Here is a 16,232-nt window from a genome sequence, read left to right on the forward strand (position 1 = left end):
CCCGTTGATGTGGATGAAAACCGCGTAAGTATAACGATGCCGCCTGCCGATGGCTAACTTGGCAGCAGTCCGCATGCGTCAGAATGGAGATTTGGGGAAAATTGATTGGATCAGTCGTCGAATGGCGCGGTTCGAGGGTTCGAAATTTACCCGGATTCCGCCGGGAAAACCGGCGGAATCGGGATTTTTGATGCGATTACGCCTACAGGGAGAGCGCCCCTTTCATCATTGACATGATGTTTTCACCTCCCGCGGATTGAAGGTATTGGAGAACGATCGGCACAAATTGACCAACCATGTTCGAATCCATGCCCAGGTTTCCGAAAGTGGAGGCCAGGCTGGCCAGGTTGCCGGCCGAGCTGTCACCGCCCAGCATCGAGGCGACGGCAGTCACGGCGCCGGATTCCTTACTTGAGGTTTGAGCGCTGGCCATCATCTTGTCGATGCCGGGCACCACGGAGGCGATCTGTGAAAAATCCTCTGCGGAGAGGTTGTTTTGCGCCATCTGAAACAGCGATCCAGCGCCGCCTGATGCCTGCTCACTGCTGACACCAAGCTGACTGGTCAGTGCATCGAGCAATCCATTGGCAAAAACCGAAGCGGTGGAAAACAGCAGAGTGAGGGCTAATAGCGTGTGGGTAAGAGTCTTCATAGATCCATCCTTATTAGGTATCGATTTGGTCGGACCATTATATTCCCATCCTACTGGGTATAGATCCCATGTTTTGTAAAAGGATGTTGCAAACTTCTTAAGATCTAGCAATTACAATCAATGAATTGACTACCAACGCTTGTTCATCAAGCCTAAACAACCAGGTTTCGGGTATAATTCACCCTTTTTAGAATCGACAAGTTCTCATGAGCGGACAAAGAAAGGCAGTTGCACTGATCTCCGGTGGTCTCGACTCGCTGCTGGCGGCCCGGGTGATCCAGGACCAGGGCATTCATGTGGAAGGCATCAACTTCTTCACCGGTTTCTGTGTTGAAGGGCATACCCATGCCATTCGCAAACGGGACCAGAAAAAAGAGAAACGAAACAATGCCCTCTGGGTGGCGGAACAACTCGGCATGAAGCTGCACATCGAGGATATCGTCGATGAGTACAAGCAGGTCCTGACAAACCCGAAGCATGGCTATGGTGCGAATCTGAATCCCTGTCTCGATTGCAAAGTTTTCATGGTGCGCAAGGCACACGAATGGATCGAGCGGAAAGGCTTCGACTTCATCATTACCGGTGAGGTGATCGGTCAGCGCCCGATGTCTCAACGCAAGGAGACGATGCCGATCGTTGCCGATGAATCGGGTGCCAGTGATCTGCTGCTGCGACCACTGTGTGCGAAGAATCTGCCGGAGACGCTGCCGGAGAGAGAGGGCTGGGTGGATCGGCAACAGCTGTTCGATTTCTCCGGCCGCAGTCGTAAGCCGCAAATGGCTCTGGCGGCCAGTCTGGGCCTCGAGGATTATGCCCAACCGGCCGGTGGTTGCTGCTTTCTGACCGATGAGCAGTATGCGGTGAAGTTGAAGGATCTGTGGCAGGCCCGGGGCAGCCGTGATTATGAGATGGACGATATCATGCTGCTCAAGGTGGGTCGCCACCTGAGACCCAGTAAGGCCTATAAGGTGATCATTGCCCGTGAAGAGGGTGAGTCGAATTTTCTGCAGGGGTATCGAAAGGGCTTTCCGCATATCAAGACGGTCAGTCATGGAGGACCGCTGGCGTTGATCGATGGCGAAGTGACCGATCAGGATGTGCAACTGATCGGCAGACTGGTGGCCCGTTACAGCCAGGGCCGTAATGCGGATGAGGTGGTGCTGGCCTATACCGACCTCGCCGGGGAGACCCGTGAGTTACGGGTCGATCCCATGAAGCCCCATGAGATCCCGAAAGATTGGCTGATATGAAGCGACACCGGATCGACTGTCGCCGGCTGCTCTGTCCAATGCCGGTGATCAAAGTGCAGAATGCCATTGAGGATCTGCCGGCGGGTACCCTGGTGGAAGCGATCTGCACCGATCCGGGAGCGTTGAATGATATTCCTGCCTGGAGCAGAATTAATGGCCATCGACTGGTGGAAACCAGAACCGATGACGGGGAGTATATCGTGGTTGTGGAAGTCGTGAGCGAGTAGAGCATGAATCGGGATCATCGCTATGAAGTCAGCCGAAAAGCGGCAATCGTAGGTGCGATCACCAACAGTGTGCTGGCGGTATTGAAGATCGTATTCGGCTGGTTGGGACACTCCCAGTCGCTGATCGCTGATGGCATCCACTCCCTCTCGGATCTGCTCACCGACGCACTGGTGATTTTTGCTGCCCGTCACGCCAATGAGGCGCCGGATGAGGAGCATCCCTACGGACACGGGCGATTCGAAACCGTTGGCACACTGGTGCTTGGGGGGTTTCTAATCACGGTTGGTGCCGGCATCATCTGGGATGCGGTTGAACGGCTCTTCTCGCCGGAAGATCTGTTGCAGCCGGAGATGTTGACCCTCTTTGTGGCGGCCTTCTCCATCCTCGCCAATGAGGCGCTGTTTTTCTATACCCGCCATCTGGCCAACCTGATCAACTCCGATCTGTTGAAGGCCAATGCCTGGCACCATCGCAGTGACTCCGTCTCATCGATCGTGGTGCTGGTCGGTATTGGCGGCACCATTCTCGGGCTTCCCTACCTGGATGCCATCGCCGCGGTTCTGGTCGGCCTGATGGTGGTGAAGATCGGATGGGAACTGGGTTGGCAGGCGATCCACGAATTGGCGGATGCGGGGCTTGAACAGGAGTCTCTGGCTGAGATCCGTGAGGTGATTGCCAGTGTTTCCGGGGTCAACAACGTGCATATGCTGAGAACCCGAAAACTGGCAGGTCATGCCTTGGCCGATGTTCATGTGCAGGTCGACCCCTGGTTGAGTGTATCCGAGGGCCACAGAATTGCCGAGGTGGTTCAGTTTGGTCTGATCGATCGGGTCGATCTGTTGGAGGATGTCACGGTGCACATCGATCCTGAAGATGATGAGGCTGGGCCATCCTGCGCCAACCTGCCACTGCGGGAAGAGGCGGAAAAACTGCTGCAGGATCACTGGTCGGGTATGGATTGCTTCGATCAGCGCAAGCGTGTGGTGCTGCATTATCTGTCGGGCCGGATCGATATCGACCTCTATCTGCCACCCCACTGTTTCGAGTCGAGTGATAAAGCCGATCAGCTGACCCAGCGCTATCAGCAGGCACTATCCGGTTCAGAAGTGTTTAGAACTGTGCAGGTCTGGTTTGGTTAGCACTAAATTGGGGCGAACCGGCACGTTTGCGCACCATTTTTGTGCACAATGCAGCGTGTACAAGGACCCAAAGCAAGACTGTTCATGGAAATTCGCTCTGTTATAGGCGCTTGAAACTCACGGCATGATGCGTATCGCCGAGCTTCTGGTATAGTTGCCAGGCCGCGAAAATAAAGATTTGCTGACACAGATCGGCATTGCATAAACCCAAGACCCTGGAGAATAAGATGGCCTCTAAAGCCTTTAAGATGATCAAAGACAATGATGTGAAATTTGTTGATCTGCGGTTTACCGATACCCACGGTAAGGAGCAGCACGTCACCTTGCCCATTAGTGAGATAAATGAAGAGTTTTTCACTGATGGCAAGATGTTCGATGGTTCTTCCATCGCCGGCTGGAAAGGTATCAATGAGTCAGACATGATTCTGATGCCGGAAGATGCCACTTCTGTGATGGATCCGTTCGCCGACGAAAACACCATGAATGTGCGCTGCGATATCCTTGAGCCATCTACCATGCAGGGTTATGAGCGTGATCCCCGGTCCGTGGCCAAGCGGGCTGAAGCCTATCTTGCATCGACCGGTATTGCCGATACCGCTTACTTCGGACCTGAGCCTGAGTTTTTCGTCCTCGACGATGTTCGCTGGCGCGTCGATATGAGCGGTTCCATGGTGAAAATCGATTCTGAAGAGGCGGAGTGGAACTCGGAGCGGGTCTATGAAGATGGCAACATCGGCCACCGCCCCGGGGTGAAAGGCGGTTACTTTCCGGTTCCTCCGGTGGATTCTCTGCACGATCTGCGCGGCGCCATGTGTCTGGCCATGGAGGAGATGGGTGTACCGGTCGAGGTTCACCATCACGAGGTCGCGACTGCCGGTCAATGTGAAATCGGCACCCGTTTCAGTACTCTGGTCGAGCGTGCAGACTGGGTTCAGATCCAGAAATACTGCACCTGGAATGTTGCCCATGCCTATGGCAAAACCGCCACTTTCATGCCCAAGCCGATCGTTGGCGACAACGGTTCCGGTATGCACGTGCATCAGTCCCTGGCCAAGGGTGGAGAGAACGTTTTCGCCGGTGATCAGTATGGCGGTCTGTCTGAAACCGCACTCTATTATATTGGCGGCATCATCAAACATGCCCGTGCACTGAACGCCTTCACCAACGCTTCCACCAACTCCTACAAGCGTCTGGTACCGGGCTTTGAAGCTCCGGTTATGCTCGCCTACTCCGCGCGTAACCGTTCCGCTTCGATCCGTATTCCATGGGTCTCCAGTCCAAAGGGGCGTCGTGTCGAAGTTCGTTTCCCTGATCCCACCGCCAACCCCTATCTGGCCTTCTCTGCCATGATGATGGCCGGACTTGACGGAATTCAGAACAAAATCCACCCGGGCGATGCCATGGACAAGGATCTTTATGATCTGCCGGCTGAAGAGGCGGCCAGTATCCCGACCGTATGTCACAGTCTGGATATGGCGCTGGAAGCACTGGATGCGGATCGGGACTTTCTGACAGCCGGTGGTGTTTTCACAGACGATCTGATCGATGGTTATATCGAGCTGAAGATGCAAGATGTCACCACCATGCGGATGACCACCCATCCGGTTGAGTTCGATCTTTACTACAGCCTCTGATCAAGCCATCTGACTGAACTCTTCAGTCAGCGGATTAGAAACACCTTCCAAATAGCTGGAAGGTGTTTTTTTATTTGCGAACTCCGTCGCTTGTTAGTTATCTGTGGAGTGACTATGCTTGGCACATGCGTATTCTGATCCTGCTTCTTCTGCTATTCGTTGTTTTGCCACTGCACGCCAGGGACGTCTATAAATGGATTACCCCGGAAGGTGAGGTTGTCTACTCCGAAAACTATCAGCCGGGCGCGGATACAATCCGCGTACAGGATGCGAAGAGAAAGACATCCTTGAAAGTCGATGAACTCGACAAGCAAGCGGATGCCGCTGCCACAGGTGACTATCTGCAGTTCGATATCGTGCAGCCATCCAACGATGAGACGATTCGCAGCAATGAGAATTCCGTCTCTGTCGGTCTCTCCATCTCTCCACGACTTTATGACGGCCATGCCATCCATCTCTATGTGGATGGTAAAAAGCTCGACTCGGAGATCAAAACCACCCAATTGGTTCTGCAGCAACTCAGTCGCGGTACCCATACCATCAAGGCCGAGATCGTCGATGCTGAGGGCGAGATGGTAAAACAGAGTGGTTCAACCACCTTCCATCTGCGCCAAGACGCCGTCAATTGATAGCCGCTTCCGATACCCTCTGAATCCCTTGATTTCCCCCGGCAAGCTAAAAAACAGCCGGTTTACTGCCCGTAAGCGCTCTATCCGAAATGATCCATGCACTATAATGGTGCATATTGGTTTGCTTTTTTCTTAACCTGTCTTGACGACCAGGTCGCAGCAAATCGGATTCACTGGCTGCAGTTTCGTACGGACCCCGGTTGCCCTGGATTCTGCCATGATTAGCCCGCAGCAGCGGCAGATGAAAGTGGATTTGGTCGTTGTTGCATTCGTTGGTGTAGTTTTTGCTAGTTGAATAGCCATGAATCCTCAACCCATTAAACCCTCCATGGAACGGCGCGTGCTCGAAAACCTGAGTACCGCCATTCTGCTGTTTGATCGTGAGTTCAATCTGCTGTTCATCAATTCAGCTGCGGAAATGCTGTTTGGTGTGAGTGCGCGGAAGATGGTTGGCCACCATGCGGCTGAGCTGATCTACTGCTCCAATGGCATTGTTAGAAATAATCTGAACCGCTCTCTGGAAACCGGGCAACCCTTCACCGAGAGAGAGCATCAGCTGGCGTTGCAGGAGGGTCGCGAGATCACGGTGGACTGCACGGTGATTCCGCTACGATCCGGTCAGTACGTGAGTGAGTTTCTGGTGGAGATTCAGCAGGTGGACCGGCAACTGCGTATCACCCGGGAAGAGCAGATCCTATCGCGCAATCAGGCCAGTCGCGCGCTGGTTAAGGGGTTGGCCCATGAGATCAAAAATCCATTAGGTGGCCTACGTGGCGCAGCGCAACTGCTGGAGCGTGAACTGCCCGATCAATCCCTGACCGAATACACCCAGATCATCATCGAAGAGGCGGATCGACTGCAGAATCTGGTCGATACCATGCTGGGACCAAACCGGATCCCGGAGTTGAAAGCGGTCAATATTCACCAGGTCATGGAGCGGGTTTGCAGTCTGGTGCAGGCTGAGACCGGACCGAATCTGAATGTGATCAAGAATTATGATCCGAGTATTCCCGATCTCACCGGAGATATGGATCAGCTGATTCAGGCATTTCTCAATATCGTCCGCAATGGGGTCAGAGCGGCCGGCTCCCATGGCGTGGTGGGTATCACCAGTCGGGTATTGCGCCAGTTCACCATTGGCAACATACGCCACCGCCTGGTGATCTCGATCGAGATCTGTGACAACGGACCGGGGATTCCACCAGAGCTGCAGGAGCGGGTCTTTTTCCCGCTGGTCTCCGGCAGCAACGGCATGGGCCTCGGTCTTTCCATATCCCAGACCCTGATCAATCGACATCAGGGTTTGATCGAATTTACCAGTAAGCCTGGTGAAACCGTATTTAGAGTATTACTTCCTTTGGAGCAGGTAGATGGATAGAGCATGCCGCGTATGGGTGATAGATGATGATCGCTCGATTCGATGGGTTTTGGAAAAAACCCTGGAAAAGGCGGAGATGGAGGTTACCAGTTTTGAGAGCGCCGACAGCGTGCTCAGTTCACTGGATAAAGGCCAGCCCGATGTGGTTGTGTCGGATATCCGTATGCCGGGCATGGATGGTCTGGAGCTGCTGGAGTTGCTGCATGCCCGCTATCCCGCCCTGCCGGTAATCATCATGACCGCCCATTCGGATCTGGATAGTGCGGTCTCCGCCTATCATGGCGGGGCCTTTGAATACCTGCCTAAGCCCTTCGATGTGGATGAGGCCGTGCAGCAGATACGTCGAGCCTGCCGTCAACAGTTGACGGTGGAAGAGCCGACGAAAATCGATACCAGCGACGGGGGTAAAGAGATCATCGGTGAAGCGCCTGCGATGCAGGAGGTGTTTCGGGCGATCGGCCGTCTGGCCCGTTCCAACATCACGGTTTTGATCAATGGTGAATCGGGTACCGGTAAAGAACTGGTTGCCCACGCGCTGCATCGGCACAGCAGCCGTGCCGAAGGACCGTTTATCGCGCTTAATATGGCAGCGATTCCTAAGGACCTGATGGAGTCGGAGCTGTTTGGACATGAACGCGGCGCCTTTACCGGTGCCCAGACCCGACGGGTCGGACGGTTTGAACAGGCGGATACCGGCACCCTGTTTCTGGATGAGATCGGCGACATGCCGGCCGAGTTACAGACCAGACTGCTACGGGTACTGGCCGACGGTGAGTTCTACCGGGTTGGTGGACATGAACCGGTCAAGGTCGATGTAAGGATCATTGCGGCAACCCACCAGCATCTGGAGGGACTGGTCAAGGAGGGGGCGTTTCGCGAAGATCTGTTCCATCGGCTGAATGTAATCCGTATCCATCTGCCCTCGTTGCGTCAGCGCCGTGAGGACATACCGTTGCTTCTGAACTATTTTCTCAAGACCGCCGCAGAAGAGTTGGCGGTGGATTACAAGGTCCTGCTACCGGAGGCGGAAAGCTATCTCAGTCAGCTGGAGTGGCCTGGTAACGTAAGACAGCTGGAAAATACCGCCCGCTGGTTGACCGTTATGGCGTCCGGGCAAGAGATCCATATCGAAGATCTGCCGACTGAGCTGAAAGAGTCCGTTACCAGCACATCACCCCAGGATGATTGGCGTCAGCTGCTGAGAGGCTGGGTGAAACGGCGTCTTCAGGAAGGGTGTGAAGGTATCCTGAATGAAGCGGAACCCGATTTTGAAACCGTGATGATCGAGACTGCCCTTGAGCATACCGCCGGTAAACGACAGGATGCAGCGAGACTGCTGGGGTGGGGGCGCAACACCCTGACCCGAAAAATCAAAGAGCTTGGTATGGAAGAGAGCTGAGCTTGTTTTTGAGTTGTGATCCTCTACCTCACCGGGCTGGGGTGACAGATCCATCCCCAGAAAATTCCGGGTATCAGACTTTTGTCCGTAGCGTGTACTGGGGTTAAGATGCTGCATCCGAAGCAGCCCACTTGGGTTCTGCTCTCAAGTTTCAAAAGCGTAGGTGTAGCATGGATTCCAGTACAATCAATTTGCCGAACAGCGAAATCGAGTCCGTTAAAATCGAAGACGGCAGACTGACCATCTCTTTTTCGCGGGTGATCATCATCAAGACCATGAGCGGTTCATCGGAACGCACCCGCTGGTATCAGGCCGGTGAGCTCATCTTTGAGGAAGCGGAGCTTGAATCGGCATTACCCGAATGCCCCTGTATCTGCGAAGGGGGGGACGTGGGCGAGAATATCTACACCTACCGGGATATGATTCCGTTGCCTTTGGAGAGCCAGGGTAGAGCAAGATGTGATCTGAAAATCAAAGATCAGGAACCTCTGCAGGCCTGGGCGGGTGGGGTCAAGCTGGTGATGAAGGACAGACCCCGTTATATCGAACATCTGCGGGATTCCGACTAACCACTACGGGATCTACCTGTAACGGCAGACTTGTCCACCGAAGCAAGATGGTGGGCCGCCCGAGTGGTTTCAGGCAGTTTGTAGCGAGTGGTGGCGGCCTGCACATAGCGCAAGGCACTCTGCAGAGAAATCCGATGACCGATTGAGACGTAGATCGGTTTCACCCCTGAACGGCTGCGCAACACCGCACCGATCACCTCATCCCGATCGATCAAAGGGACCCAGCTACCCTTCTTTTCCGGCAATTCGACATGGCGTCCGATGAGGCGGGTCTTTGCAATCCCGATCGAAGGGATATCGGTCAGCAGTCCCAGATGACAAGCCAGGCCAAAGCGTCTCGGATGGGCCAACCCCTGGCCGTCACAAAGCAGTAGATCTGGTGGGCAACTGAGCTTTTCAATGGCCTGCATGATCGCCGGTACTTCACGAAATGAGAGTAGACCCGGTATGTAAGGAAATTGGGTTGGAATCCGTACAATAGCCTGTTCGACGAGTTGCAGGGAGGGAAAATTGAGAATCGCAATGGCTGCACGGGTCACTTTACCGGCCGCCTCGAAGCCCACATCCACTCCCGCGACCCGTTGCGGTTCTGTCAACTGATCAACTCGGATTATCTGGCTTCTGAGCTGATTCTGCAGGGCTATGGCATCCTTTGGAACCAGGTTCCATGGGTGGCTGAGGGCCATCAATTGATAATTTCCGCTTACAAAATATGAAAAATAGCTTAATCTTGAAGTTCAGAGAGCAAGAAAACAACTAATATTGTTTCTATTTACCCGACAACTGAATCTAACCTGACTGGTTGCCGGGTTAATAAATTACTGTATTATGTTTAAGCTTTCTTGAAACTGGACGATACACCAGTATCGATTTCAAGGATGGATCTGCTTCAAGCGGTACAGTTTTAACAGAAAAACTAAAGAATATTATGTCAGTTGAGCTATTCAATAACGGAAGCCACATCTGCGTGGCATTCAGAGACCTGGTTTCTGGTGAAGCCGTACAAGCCAATCAGTTTCTAATCTACGATCATCAACATGCTGCACTCATCGATCCAGGTGGTGAACTGACCTATTCCAGGCTGTTCATGGCGATCAGTGACTACATGAATGTGAAGAAGCTGGATTATGTGGTGGCCTCGCACCAGGATCCCGATATCGTTGCTTCCGTCAACAAATGGCTGGTCGGTACAGACTGTAAGGTCGTGGTGCCTGCCCTGTGGGAGCGCTTCATCCCCCATTTCACCCGCCCTGGTCGTTTGGTTGACCGGGTCGTGGCGATTCCGGATGAGGGTACCAATCTGCAGTTGGGGAATATCCGCCTGATGGCGTTACCGGCCCACTTCCTTCATGCGGAAGGCAATTTCCAGTTTTATGATCCCCTCAGCCGGATTCTCTTCTCCGGGGATTTGGGCGCTAATCTGCCACCGGGCGATCTCAATGCACCGGTGAAAAAGCTCTCTGAGATCATGCCCTATATGGAAGGCTTTCACCGTCGCTATATGAACGCCAACAAGGTCTGCAGACTCTGGGCCAACATGGTCCGTCAACTCGATATCGAGATGATCGTACCCCAGCATGGTCGGGCATTTGTCGGTAAGAAAGTGGTCAACGAGTTCATCTCCTGGGTCGAGAATCTGGAGTGTGGTGTGGATCTGGTGACTCAGGCGAACTATCAGCTGCCCTGATTATCAAGTCGCAGCGAACTGTTTGTCGGCACAGTGCTATAGCGAGTCTCTTTTCAAACTGTAAGCAGTCTGTTTCAGTAAACGGCGTGTCAGTCGCCCTCGTCTGAGGGCAGAATTTCCGGGATCTGGTTAATCGGAATGGGTTTGCTGAAATAGTACCCTTGCAGATATTTACAGCCCAGATGTGTCAGAACTTTCAATTGCTCTTCCGTTTCCACACCTTCGGCAATGACTTCCAGTTCCAATGCCTTACCCATTGAGAGTATGGCATTGACCAGAGAATATTGGCTGCTCGATTTTGGTGAGCCCTGCTCCTCCGACCAGTGAAGTTGACTGATGAAACTGCGATCGATTTTAAGCTGTCCGATCGGCGCGGTATCGATTGTTGCCAGCGAAGAGTAGCCGGTACCGAAATCATCAACTGAAAAAGTGATGTTCAATTCCGATAACTGTTTGAGGGTGTCTGTAGCGACCTTGTTATCCGGCAACAGCAGGGATTCGGTGATCTCAAAAACCAGGCACTTGGGATCGAGCTTGTAACGTTTTATGATCTGCTCCACCTGAGTGTAGAAGTTGGAGGACTCAAGCTGTTTGGCACTGATATTGATGGCATAACGAATCATGGGATCGAACAGTTTTTGTTGTTGCCATGCAATGATCTGCTTTACCACTGTCTCCAAAACCCAATTGCCGAGTTCAACAATCATGTTGGTATCTTCAGCAATGTGGATGAATTTATCCGGAGTCACAATACCGCGATAAGGGTGTTTCCAGCGTAACAGGGCTTCCAGAGCATAGATGTTACCGTCTGTATGCATTTGCGGCTGGTAGTAGAGACTGAATTGCTGCTCTACCAGGGCCACCCGGAGTTCCGCTTCGAGGATCATGCGTTGTCTGGCCATCTCCTGCATGTTGACCTGAAAAAAGCGGGCCAGTGCCCCACCCTCTTTTTTTGCCTGGTACATGGCGGTATCCGCCTGGCGTACTACATCGTTGAGATTGTCTTTTCGCTGAAAGGGAAAGATGCTGATGCCAATGCTCAGGGTAATCTGAAAACTGTGACCGCCCAGAATCATCGGTTCATTTATTGCTTCAACGACATGTTCGGTGAAGCGTTGGGCAATCACGGCCATGATGTTGTTGTCGTGATGCTGTTCGGCAAGCAGGATGACAAATTCATCACCACCCATCCGAAACAGCATATCTTCCTTGCGGGTATGCTGTTGAATGCGGTTGGTGAAATCGATCAACAGTTTGTCGCCGGTGTGGTGGCCAAGAGAATCGTTGATGTTTTTGAAACGATCCAGATCCATAAACAGCAGGGCGCCAAAGGAGTGTTGTCGCTTGGCAAGGGCGAGCGCGTTTTCCAGTCGTTCATAGAGTGAGGCCCGGTTCGGTATACCGGTAAGCAGATCATGAAATGCCTGGTAATGAATTTTCTCTTCAGATTTTTTGATCTCGGTAACGTCACTGATGACGATAAGTATCGTTTCAGACCAGTGCTGGTTGCCGGAATTATTATCGCTATCCAGCCGCCGGCCCTGAATCCTGCCGATGAAGCTGCTTGTATGGGTACCTCTGTCGCCAACTTTGAATCTAACATCGATATGTTTATCTTGAGGCTGTTTGACAAAGGCATTGAAGCGGCTGCGGAATATGTTCTGATCAATCGGCAGCATGAACTCTGCCAAAGCCTTGCCGGTGAGGCTGTATTTTTCCATGCCCAGCATGGAAGCGAGCATCTGGTTGGAACGTATGATCAGGCCACTGTCATCAAGACTGGCATAACCAACCGGGGCTTCGTTATAGAGATCGAGATATTGTTGATGAGTGAACTCCAACTTCGCCTGGGACTGGCGTAACTCTTCGTTCTGCAATTCCAATTCGATCTGATGAACATGCAGATCCTGCAGTAACCTGTCCCGGTCAGCCAGTTTCTTTTCGTAAGTGATGCGCTGACGTCTTTGAGCGATCTGTTCTGCCCTCTCGCGCATATACTCATGATTTGGATGGCCAGGTTTGTTGCTGTTGTCGTTACCCATTGTTGCAGACTGATTCGCTTATTGATCTTTTAGTAATCCTACAAACCAATGTCGTTGGCCGATGACCATTTCCGCTACGGTCAGATGTTGATTGATAATCTCTCCGTCTTGCCGTTTGACCGGGACTTCACGGGTTGTTCCGATAATTTTTGAGTTACCCTCTTTCAGATATCGTTGAATGAAATGGTCATGCTGAGTGGCGAAATCCTCCGGCATGAGGATCGATATGTTTTGATCGATCAGCTCACTCTCATTGTAACCAACCAGATCGGTCAAGGCCTGATTGACTTCCTGAATCTCACCCTGTTCATTGATCAGCACATAGGCGTCGCTAACCTTGAGCAGGGCCTCCATCCTCAGCTCCTGTTCGACCAGCTTGTTTTGCGCCTGTCTCAACCCACTTGTGCTGACAAAGGTGAAGACCACTCCGGAGTAGGTATCTGGTGCAATCTGATAAGGAAAGACACGCATTAAAAACTCTTCGCCGTTCTCCGTATTGATCTTTTCCCTTTCAATCCCTGTTTCATTGATCAGTACCTCTTTGGCCAGTTGTACCAGATCCACATCGAGCAGTCTGTGGGAGAGGTGACTGATCGGCCTGCCGATGTCCTGATCGATGACCCGGAAGAGCTGTGTGGCCTCTGGGGTATAACGGCGTATATCCAGATTCTCATCGAAAAACAGGGTGGCAACACGGGTGTTGCACAGCAGGTTGTCCAGGTCGTTATTCACCTCTGTCAGCTCGGTGATTTTACCCTGGTACTCGGAATTGACCGTGTAGAGTTCTTCGTTGACAGATTGCAACTCTTCATTGGTACTCTGCAACTCCTCATTACTGGCCAGCAACTCTTCATTGGTCGCCTGCAGCTCTTCGTTGGAGGTCTCAAGTTCCTCAACGGTTGCCTGCAGATTCTCCCGGGTAAACTGCAGTTCGTTCTCCAGGTCGATAATACGTTGCTGTGCCTCCTTGCCCACATTATAGGTTTCGGAAGAGGAGGTGGAGGATTGAGTGGAAGTACGAACCTCTTCGATAAATACGGCGACCATCATGACCTGGCGTTTTTTAGTCGGTAGAGGTTTCAGCCGCATATTAACGACCTTATGCTTCTCTGCCAGGTTCAGATTGATGTTGGAATAGATCAGCTCTTCCTTGCTTTTGAAGACTTTTTGCAGACCTGTAGAGAGTGGGATCGCCAGATCCTTGATGACCAGCTTAGAGACATCATTGACCACCTTTCCGGTGGTGAATTGAAGATAGTCTTTGGCGTCACCGGCCACATGCATCAGTTCCAGAGATTCACTGACCACCAGGCAGAATGGCAGATAGTCGCCAGCAACACCTTCCACCAGGCGTTCCAGCAGACGCTCCTCCTCATGCATCCGCGCGGCCATACCTCGCCCTGACATGCGGTTGTTGTTATACCAGCGCTTGGCATCGAAGTTGATCGCCGGTTCCGAAAGCTCCGACTGACGACGTCGGCCTCGGGATTGGTAGATTCGCCATTTGTGATCGACCGGATCGAAGTACTCGCCCATCTCACCGGTGGTTTCACTGCTGCCGAGGAACAGTACGCCTTTCGGATTGAGGGCAAAGTTGAACAGTTCGAGAACCCGTTTTTGCAACACCGGCTGCAGATAGATCAGCAAATTGCGGCAGCTGATCAGATCGATGTTGGTAAAGGGGGGATCCTTGACCAGGTTGTGCTGGGCGAACACCACCATCTCTCTAACCTGACGGCTGATATAGAAACCTTCATCCCGGCGATAGAAGTACTTGGAGAGCATGCCGGGTTCAATATCCGCCACCGCACTCTCGGCAAAGACGCCGGCACTGGCGGCCAGGATCGCTTCCCGGTCCACATCGGTGGCGAAGATCTTCACATCCAATACCAGGCTCTGTTGCTCCATCACCTCGCAACAGAGAATCGCCAGACTGTAGGCCTCTTCACCGGTGGAGCAACCACTGACCCAGATGCGAAGTTTATCCTCTTTCGCCTCTTTGAACAGTTGCGGCAGATATTTGTTGGCGATAGCGTCAAAGGCTTCCGGATCCCTGAAGAAGCTGGTGACACCGATCAGCAGGTCTTTATGCAGACTGTTGAGTTCTACCGGATAGCTTTCGAGAAAGCGTACATAGTCACTCAGATCATGGATCTGATTGACTGCCATACGGCGTTCGATACGACGAATGATGGTGGTGGGTTTGTAGTAGGTGAAATCGATCTTGTTGCTCTCCCTGAGCAGGGCGAAGATTCGCGTCACCCCATCCTCATCGTTGAGCATGGTGCTGGCATACTCATCCTTGGCGGTGAATGGATGCTTCAGATAGGAGAGCAGTTGAGTCGGCATCTCATTGGGGGGCAGGATGTAATCCACCAGCCCGGTGGCGATGGCGCTGCGCGGCATACCGTCAAAAGCGGCGGTCTCCTCCACCTGTACCATCACCATGCCCAGCTCCTCCTTGATGGCCCGGATGCCACTGGTGCCATCGCTGCCGGTGCCGGAGAGCACGATGGCGATCGCCTTGGCGCCCTGGTCCTCTGCCAGTGATCGGAAAAAGATATCGATCGGCAAGTTGATGCCTCGCGCATCCCGATCCTGCTCCGACAGAATGATTCGTCCGTGAAACAGGCGCAGATTCTTGTTTGGTGGAATCAAATAGACCGAATTGGGCTCGACCAGCTCACCATCCTGTGCCCGGTGTACCGGCATCCGGGTCCGTTTTGAGAGCAGTTCCGCCATCAGGCTCTTGTGATCCGGAGAGAGGTGCTGAATCACCACAAAGGAGACCCCGCTGTCCGGTGGCATCACCTTGAAGAAGGCTTCGATTGCTTCCAGCCCTCCTGCTGAGGCACCGACTCCTACGATATGAGTTGGTTTTACCTCGGTTTCCAACTCATCCGGAAGCTCTGGATCACTGCTGTTCTTATCATTCATAACACTATCTGAGGGGGTTGGTTTGGGGTTTAAATCCCAAGCAAATTATACTTATTAAAACAGTTTAATTATTGATATGTAACAATTAAACACGTTTTTTACACTTATCGGGCAGCATCAAATCGTATTCATACAGACCGGACAGGCCGTATAGCTGACATTGAAGCTGTGCTTGCACCAGAGTTGTGCGGCTTCGTCCGGTTCAAGCCATGCTTGATCTGATTCAATACGGTTACAGATGCTGCAACGCCATACGGTCTCGGCATTCCGATCGGTTACAGGATAAATCTGCACCGGTGGCTCCAGAGGTTCGCTGTGCAATTGAGTGTGGGAGACCCGCAGGCCCGCATCGGCCAGTGGCTCGATCTGCATCGACAAATAGCGTTTCTGGTCAGCGGAATCACAACGATCGGGAAGCGCTTTTTTCTGTTGGGTCTGTCTCACATAGGCAAAGACAGTCTGCAGTAGCATCTTGGTGTTGGTGTCCTGAACATAGGATTCAAGCTCGTTTCCGAGAACCCGTCTCTTTTTCAGGTTTTCATAGTTTTGATGCTCACCGGTGTTTGCCTGCTGAAACTGGTCCCAGTCGCCATCGATATGGCAGATCAGGTTATCTGCATCCAATTCGTAGATGGTTGAGCCTTTGTTGGACATAAATCCCGACAACTGTCTGTTTAACAGGGTAAAT

14 protein-coding genes are annotated in these 16,232 nt (G+C 52.5%); 9 read left to right on the top strand and 5 right to left on the bottom strand.

Going from position 1 to position 16,232, the window contains the following annotated elements:
* Positions 1-202 precede the first annotated feature (202 nt).
* The gene (locus AC4IE8_RS10075; RefSeq protein WP_490790929.1) at positions 203-652 is read right to left on the bottom strand and encodes a DUF2780 domain-containing protein; all 450 of its coding nucleotides are present in this window, start codon (positions 650-652) and stop codon (positions 203-205) included.
* Between the two features lie 206 nt (positions 653-858).
* Between AC4IE8_RS10075 and AC4IE8_RS10080 the strand changes: the two genes are divergently transcribed.
* The 8 genes from AC4IE8_RS10080 (at position 859) to AC4IE8_RS10115 (ending at position 8,878) form a co-directional block, all read left to right on the top strand.
* Positions 859-1,902: a tRNA (5-methylaminomethyl-2-thiouridylate)-methyltransferase gene (locus AC4IE8_RS10080; protein ID WP_490790930.1), complete on the top strand. Its 1,044-nt coding sequence runs from the start codon at positions 859-861 to the stop codon at positions 1,900-1,902.
* Complete coding sequence (locus tag AC4IE8_RS10085) at positions 1,899-2,129, top strand: sulfurtransferase TusA family protein (protein WP_068994740.1); 231 nt, start codon at positions 1,899-1,901, stop codon at positions 2,127-2,129. Before AC4IE8_RS10080 ends, AC4IE8_RS10085 begins: the two co-directional genes overlap by 4 nt.
* Before the next feature lie 3 nt (positions 2,130-2,132).
* Complete coding sequence (locus AC4IE8_RS10090) at positions 2,133-3,269, top strand: cation diffusion facilitator family transporter (protein WP_490790931.1); 1,137 nt, start codon at positions 2,133-2,135, stop codon at positions 3,267-3,269.
* A gap of 227 nt (positions 3,270-3,496) precedes the next feature.
* On the top strand, positions 3,497-4,903 hold the full coding sequence (gene glnA, locus AC4IE8_RS10095; RefSeq protein ID WP_490790932.1) for a glutamate--ammonia ligase: 1,407 nt from the start codon (positions 3,497-3,499) through the stop codon (positions 4,901-4,903).
* A 125-nt stretch (positions 4,904-5,028) separates the two neighbouring features.
* Positions 5,029-5,532: a DUF4124 domain-containing protein gene (locus tag AC4IE8_RS10100; protein WP_490790933.1), complete on the top strand. Its 504-nt coding sequence runs from the start codon at positions 5,029-5,031 to the stop codon at positions 5,530-5,532.
* 301 nt (positions 5,533-5,833) lie between these two features.
* Positions 5,834-6,910: a nitrogen regulation protein NR(II) gene (gene glnL, locus AC4IE8_RS10105; protein ID WP_490790934.1), complete on the top strand. Its 1,077-nt coding sequence runs from the start codon at positions 5,834-5,836 to the stop codon at positions 6,908-6,910.
* Positions 6,903-8,309, top strand: coding sequence for a nitrogen regulation protein NR(I) (glnG, locus tag AC4IE8_RS10110; RefSeq protein ID WP_490790935.1), 1,407 nt, complete (start codon positions 6,903-6,905; stop codon positions 8,307-8,309). The genes glnL and glnG overlap by 8 nt, the downstream gene beginning before the upstream one ends.
* A gap of 170 nt (positions 8,310-8,479) precedes the next feature.
* Positions 8,480-8,878 carry a hypothetical protein gene (locus AC4IE8_RS10115; protein ID WP_490790936.1) on the top strand — a complete coding sequence of 133 codons (399 nt, stop codon included), beginning with the start codon at positions 8,480-8,482 and terminating at the stop codon, positions 8,876-8,878.
* Here the strand turns inward: AC4IE8_RS10115 and nfi are convergent.
* Complete coding sequence (gene nfi / locus AC4IE8_RS10120; protein WP_490790937.1) at positions 8,875-9,564, bottom strand: deoxyribonuclease V; 690 nt, start codon at positions 9,562-9,564, stop codon at positions 8,875-8,877. The genes AC4IE8_RS10115 and nfi overlap by 4 nt on opposite strands.
* A gap of 281 nt (positions 9,565-9,845) precedes the next feature.
* Here nfi and AC4IE8_RS10125 point away from each other — a divergent pair, with 281 nt between their 5' ends.
* Positions 9,846-10,565: an oxygen-binding di-iron domain-containing protein gene (locus AC4IE8_RS10125; RefSeq protein ID WP_490790938.1), complete on the top strand. Its 720-nt coding sequence runs from the start codon at positions 9,846-9,848 to the stop codon at positions 10,563-10,565.
* 89 nt (positions 10,566-10,654) lie between these two features.
* On the opposite strand, the gene AC4IE8_RS10130 is transcribed toward AC4IE8_RS10125, so the two are convergent.
* From AC4IE8_RS10130 to AC4IE8_RS10140, 3 genes are all read right to left on the bottom strand, one after another.
* Positions 10,655-12,607 carry a putative bifunctional diguanylate cyclase/phosphodiesterase gene (locus AC4IE8_RS10130; RefSeq protein WP_490790939.1) on the bottom strand — a complete coding sequence of 651 codons (1,953 nt, stop codon included), beginning with the start codon at positions 12,605-12,607 and terminating at the stop codon, positions 10,655-10,657.
* An 18-nt stretch (positions 12,608-12,625) separates the two neighbouring features.
* Positions 12,626-15,544 (bottom strand): chemotaxis protein CheB, encoded by a 2,919-nt coding sequence (locus AC4IE8_RS10135; protein ID WP_490790940.1) that lies wholly within the window; start codon positions 15,542-15,544, stop codon positions 12,626-12,628.
* A 117-nt stretch (positions 15,545-15,661) separates the two neighbouring features.
* On the bottom strand, positions 15,662-16,198 hold the full coding sequence (locus AC4IE8_RS10140) for a hypothetical protein (RefSeq protein ID WP_490790941.1): 537 nt from the start codon (positions 16,196-16,198) through the stop codon (positions 15,662-15,664).
* Positions 16,199-16,232: the final 34 nt, after the last annotated feature.

It is taken from the genome of Candidatus Thiodiazotropha sp. AKAK2 (assembly GCF_058244685.1).

Coding starts and splice junctions, on each gene's coding strand:
- AC4IE8_RS10080 (WP_490790930.1), top strand. CDS start 859: ATGAGCGGACAAAGAAAGGCAGTTGCACTGATCTCCGGTGGTCTCGAC.
- AC4IE8_RS10075 (WP_490790929.1), bottom strand. CDS start 652: ATGAAGACTCTTACCCACACGCTATTAGCCCTCACTCTGCTGTTTTCC.
- AC4IE8_RS10140 (WP_490790941.1), bottom strand. CDS start 16,198: ATGTCCAACAAAGGCTCAACCATCTACGAATTGGATGCAGATAACCTG.
- AC4IE8_RS10115 (WP_490790936.1), top strand. CDS start 8,480: ATGGATTCCAGTACAATCAATTTGCCGAACAGCGAAATCGAGTCCGTT.
- AC4IE8_RS10130 (WP_490790939.1), bottom strand. CDS start 12,607: ATGGGTAACGACAACAGCAACAAACCTGGCCATCCAAATCATGAGTAT.
- glnL (WP_490790934.1), top strand. CDS start 5,834: ATGAATCCTCAACCCATTAAACCCTCCATGGAACGGCGCGTGCTCGAA.
- glnA (WP_490790932.1), top strand. CDS start 3,497: ATGGCCTCTAAAGCCTTTAAGATGATCAAAGACAATGATGTGAAATTT.
- glnG (WP_490790935.1), top strand. CDS start 6,903: ATGGATAGAGCATGCCGCGTATGGGTGATAGATGATGATCGCTCGATT.
- AC4IE8_RS10135 (WP_490790940.1), bottom strand. CDS start 15,544: ATGAATGATAAGAACAGCAGTGATCCAGAGCTTCCGGATGAGTTGGAA.
- AC4IE8_RS10090 (WP_490790931.1), top strand. CDS start 2,133: ATGAATCGGGATCATCGCTATGAAGTCAGCCGAAAAGCGGCAATCGTA.
- AC4IE8_RS10100 (WP_490790933.1), top strand. CDS start 5,029: ATGCGTATTCTGATCCTGCTTCTTCTGCTATTCGTTGTTTTGCCACTG.
- nfi (WP_490790937.1), bottom strand. CDS start 9,564: ATGGCCCTCAGCCACCCATGGAACCTGGTTCCAAAGGATGCCATAGCC.
- AC4IE8_RS10085 (WP_068994740.1), top strand. CDS start 1,899: ATGAAGCGACACCGGATCGACTGTCGCCGGCTGCTCTGTCCAATGCCG.